Below are 3,760 nucleotides of genomic sequence, written 5' to 3'. Positions count from 1 at the left end.
CGCCTGCCGCTGGGGCGCCCGGGCCGGATCACGAGCACGGCGGCAGGTGCCGCGCTGGCCACGGCCGTCGTCGCGGCATTCCTGGGCACGCTCTTGGGCGCGGCCGTCCTGGCGCTGGTGGCCGCGGTGTGCAGCGCACTGGGCAAGGTGGCGCTGGACGCGTCCATCCAGACCGACATCCCCGACGCCGCCCGCTCGTCGGCGTTCGGCCGGTCCGAGACCGCGTTGCAGCTGGCGTGGGTCGCGGGCGGGGCGTTGGGCGTGCTGTTGCCCCCGGACTTCACGATCGGGTTCTCGGTGATCGCCTCGGTCGGCGCCCTGCTGTTCGCGCAGTCACTACTCACCGCCCGCGGCTCCACCCTCGTACCCGGATTGGGCGGCAACCGGCCGCGGTTCCCGGGTGGGCGACGTGACCCGGGTGCGCTCGACGGCCACCTGCTCGGCAGAATGAAGGGGTGAGTTCCCTCAGCGATACCCCGTCGACCGGCCCCCGCGTCCGCCCCGTCACCTGGGCGATCCTGGCGTGGATGATCATCATGATCGCGGCGATCGTCGGCGCGTGGCAGGGGTCGGAGTCCCGCTACGGGGCGCTGCCCGAGATCACCGTCGCCACCGACCGCGGGGAGGAGAGGGTCCTGCCGTTCACCGCGACCGACCTGGACGGCAACACGTACACCAACCCGGTCGGCGAATTCCACGTGCAGGACGAGCACACGTTGACGGTCCGGCTACCCGGCGAGCTGCGGTCCGCGACGATGGACGTCTACGAGGTCCGCGCCGACGGGGTGCGCGACTACACGGTCGAGGCGGACGGACCCGGCCAGCTCCTCGTGCCCGTGACCACCCCGGAGGAGGGCCGGATCGAGGGCCTGGCCATCCGGGCAGTGGCGATCGTCTACGCGGCGGACGGCTCGGAGTCGATCCTCAACGGCGAGTGGTCGGTCGGCTTCACCTACGAGGACTGACCCACCGAACGCACTGGAGCCGGGCCCTCGCCCCGGCCCTGCGCCGTGACGGGATCAGGCGTCCAGCTCGCGCGCTACCGCGCGCAAGACCGAGGCAACCCGGCTCGAGATCTTGTGGTCCGGTCGGTGACCGCGCCGCAACTCCGGCTGGACGGTCGACTCGAGCACCTTGATCATGTCCTCGACCATCCCGTGCAGCTCATCGGGCGAGCGCCTGGGCCCGCCGCGCGGGGCGCGCTCCTCGGCGACGGTCGGCTCGTCGTGGACCACCACGCGCAGCGCCTGCGGACCGCGGCGGCCGGAGACCATGTCGAACTCCACACGCTGACGGGGGCGCAGGGTCTCCACGCCGGCGGGGAGCGCGTCCGCGCGTACGTAGACGTCCTCGCCGCCCTCCTGGGACAGGAAGCCGAACCCCTTCTCCGCGTCGTACCACTTGACCTTGCCGCTGGGCACCGCGAACCACCTTCCGTCCCGGGCGCGCACGGGCGCGACCGACAACTCCACTGACGATCAGAGACTACCCTCGTGCGCGTTGGTGACGGCCGCGAGGCGAGCGGTACCCTCCCCTGTGTGACCTCCGACGATCGACGCCCGGCCGACGACCCCTGGACACCCGACGCGTCCGCCTCCGGTGACGCGCACGCGCCCGCGCGGCCACGTCGCCGCGGGCTGTTCGTGGCCGCGCTGATCATCTTCGCGATCGGGGTCGTCTTCACGATCGTCGCCGCGCTGACGCCGTTCGTGCTCGACCGCGACGCGCCGACGATCCTGTACCTCGGCGCGATGTTCTTCACTCCGGTGGGCTTCCTGCTGGGCCTCGCGTACGCCATTCTCGGCTCGCGCCCGCCCAGGGTGTGACCAACCCCACCCGCCCGGTAACGACCCAGGTAACGAGCGGATAACAGCGCGCTATCTCCGCCCGGGCGAGCTCTTTTTATTTCAGAATGGTGACGATCCGGCATCGAACCGCTACTGTTCCGTAGCAGACTCGTCAGCGAGTCGGCATCGGCCGCACCCACCGAACCCCGCCCTGCGGCCGACGCCACTGTGACCATTACCCGGGCGGGGACGGGGGACCCGACAGGGCCCACGACGGGCCCGGCGACCGCAGGTCGCCTTGGGGTGAAGCCGCCGCCGGCGGCCGGACGCACTCGTTTCCGAACCCGACAGCTCACCTCGTAGGCACAGAGTGAAAAGGACTGACGCGTACATGACCTCGTACACCGGACGCCACCGCGCCGCCACCCCCTCCTCCGCGCCCAAGACCGCCGTCAAGGTCGTGCTCGCCGGCACCGCCTTCTCCGCCGCGGGCCTGGCCCTCGCGCCGTCCGCCAACGCCGCGCCCGACTCCGACTGGGACCGTCTGGCCCAGTGTGAGTCCGGCGGCAACTGGGCCATCAACACCGGCAACGGCTACCAGGGCGGCCTGCAGTTCTCGCCGAGCACCTGGGCCGCCTACGGCGGCACGCAGTACGCGCCGACGGCCAACCAGGCCACGCGCGAGCAGCAGATCGCGATCGCCGAGAAGACCCTCGCCGGCCAGGGCTGGGGCGCATGGCCCGCCTGCTCGGCCAAACTGGGCCTCAACTCGGCGCCCACCCCGCGTGACCTGTCGGCCCCGAAGCCGGCTCCGGCCCCGCGCCCGCACGCTGATACGGCCGCCCCGGCCGAGGTCAGCGCCGCCGATCACGTGGCCACTCTCAAGGCGTTCGCCGAGAGCCGCGGTGTCTTCCTCCCGATCACCGAGGGTTACGAGGCCAACAAGGCCGCCGTCGACGCCGCCTACGCCGGCAACCAGGACCTGGTGGACGGCTTCGTCGCCACCTACCTGGCCAACTGACACCGGCGACACCCGCCGAGCGGTACCCGGGCCACGAGGAAGGGCCGCCCCCCCCTACAGGGAGTGGCGGCCCTTCTCGCGTTCCCCGGCGCCGCGCCGGAGGTCGGATCTCAGGCGACCCAGGGCGCGCCGTTGATCTTGGTGTACGGGTGGATGTAACCGAGTCGCTCCTGCGGGAGCGGGAAGGTCTCCTGCCCGAACGGCGACAGGCCTCCCGCGACCAGCGCGGCGAGCTCGGTGACCGGGTGCTCGCCGTACGAGGCGTCGGGCCAACCCGGGTTGTCATAGGTCAGATTCTTCTTGGCAGCCACCCCTGTAGTCTCTCACCTCCGACCCGATTCGGCAGCAGGTGGGTCGATTCCCACGCGGACCGGTTCTCACGGCCGCCGCGGTCTCACTAGGCTGGGACGGATCATGCCGAGCTCCCGAGCCACCTCCCGCGGCGCCACCGCCGACGCGCCGGACTTCCCCGCCTGGCTCGCCGGGTTGTCCGACGACGCCCTCGTGCGCGTGTGCGAGCTGCGCCCGGACGTGGCCACTCCCCCGCCCGCCTCGCTGGACGTGTTGGCCTCGCGCCTGCGCCTGCCGGCGTCCACCGCGCGGGCGGTGGGGACGTTGTCGTGGCCGGAGCTGCTCGTGGCGGCCGCAGCCGCCGCGGTCGGTGCCGATTCCGGGGCCGTACCGCTCGGCGCGGTGTCGGGGAGACTGGGTGTCGACGACGACGAGCCCGTCTTCCACGCCGCCGTGGCCCGTCTCCGCGAACTCGCGTTGATCTGGGGCGAGGAGGACTCGGCGCGGATGGTGCCCGTCACGGCGGTGGCGATCCGGTCGGCTCCCGTGGTGGCCCCTCATCCGGGCGAGCCCGCCGGGGCCGATCTCGAGGCGGCGTGGGGCGGCCTGTCCTCGGCTGCGGCGGGGGTCCTCGAGGCCATCGCCCGCGGGCGCATCCCGG

The 3,760-nt window shown here is 72.5% G+C and carries 5 protein-coding genes, 2 pseudogenes and 1 riboswitch; of the genes and pseudogenes, 5 read left to right on the top strand and 2 right to left on the bottom strand.

The window, feature by feature from the left end; translation table 11 throughout:
• Positions 1–459: pseudogene (locus HMPREF3086_RS17075) on the top strand (MFS transporter); the annotation flags it as partial.
• Entirely contained in the window at positions 456–965 is a 510-nt protein-coding gene (locus HMPREF3086_RS17070) for a DUF2771 family protein (protein WP_061916720.1), read from the top strand. The pseudogene HMPREF3086_RS17075 and the gene HMPREF3086_RS17070, both read left to right, overlap by 4 nt.
• A 54-nt stretch (positions 966–1,019) precedes the next feature.
• Here HMPREF3086_RS17070 and HMPREF3086_RS19820 read toward each other — a convergent pair whose 3' ends face one another.
• Positions 1,020–1,421 carry a cold-shock protein gene (locus HMPREF3086_RS19820; protein WP_061229338.1) on the bottom strand — a complete coding sequence of 134 codons (402 nt, stop codon included), beginning with the start codon at positions 1,419–1,421 and terminating at the stop codon, positions 1,020–1,022.
• A 117-nt stretch (positions 1,422–1,538) separates the two neighbouring features.
• Here HMPREF3086_RS19820 and HMPREF3086_RS17060 point away from each other — a divergent pair, with 117 nt between their 5' ends.
• Both HMPREF3086_RS17060 and HMPREF3086_RS17055 read left to right on the top strand, forming a co-directional pair.
• Positions 1,539–1,826 carry a hypothetical protein gene (locus HMPREF3086_RS17060; protein WP_007626818.1) on the top strand — a complete coding sequence of 96 codons (288 nt, stop codon included), beginning with the start codon at positions 1,539–1,541 and terminating at the stop codon, positions 1,824–1,826.
• Between the two features lie 181 nt (positions 1,827–2,007).
• A riboswitch (cyclic di-AMP (ydaO/yuaA leader) is annotated at positions 2,008–2,167 on the top strand.
• Between the two features lie 11 nt (positions 2,168–2,178).
• Positions 2,179–2,808 carry a transglycosylase family protein gene (locus HMPREF3086_RS17055; RefSeq protein ID WP_070723136.1) on the top strand — a complete coding sequence of 210 codons (630 nt, stop codon included), beginning with the start codon at positions 2,179–2,181 and terminating at the stop codon, positions 2,806–2,808.
• A gap of 110 nt (positions 2,809–2,918) precedes the next feature.
• Here HMPREF3086_RS17055 and HMPREF3086_RS17050 read toward each other — a convergent pair whose 3' ends face one another.
• The gene (locus HMPREF3086_RS17050) at positions 2,919–3,119 is read right to left on the bottom strand and encodes a hypothetical protein (RefSeq protein ID WP_007626822.1); all 201 of its coding nucleotides are present in this window, start codon (positions 3,117–3,119) and stop codon (positions 2,919–2,921) included.
• 103 nt (positions 3,120–3,222) lie between these two features.
• Here HMPREF3086_RS17050 and HMPREF3086_RS17045 point away from each other — a divergent pair.
• A pseudogene (locus HMPREF3086_RS17045) lies at positions 3,223–3,760 on the top strand (hypothetical protein); the annotation flags it as partial.

It is taken from the genome of Dietzia sp. HMSC21D01 (assembly GCF_001815995.1).
Classification (GTDB): Bacteria; Actinomycetota; Actinomycetes; order Mycobacteriales; family Mycobacteriaceae; genus Dietzia; species Dietzia cinnamea.
The sequence above is the reverse complement of the archived record's forward strand: the minus strand, read 5'-3'. Positions and strand labels throughout refer to the sequence as shown.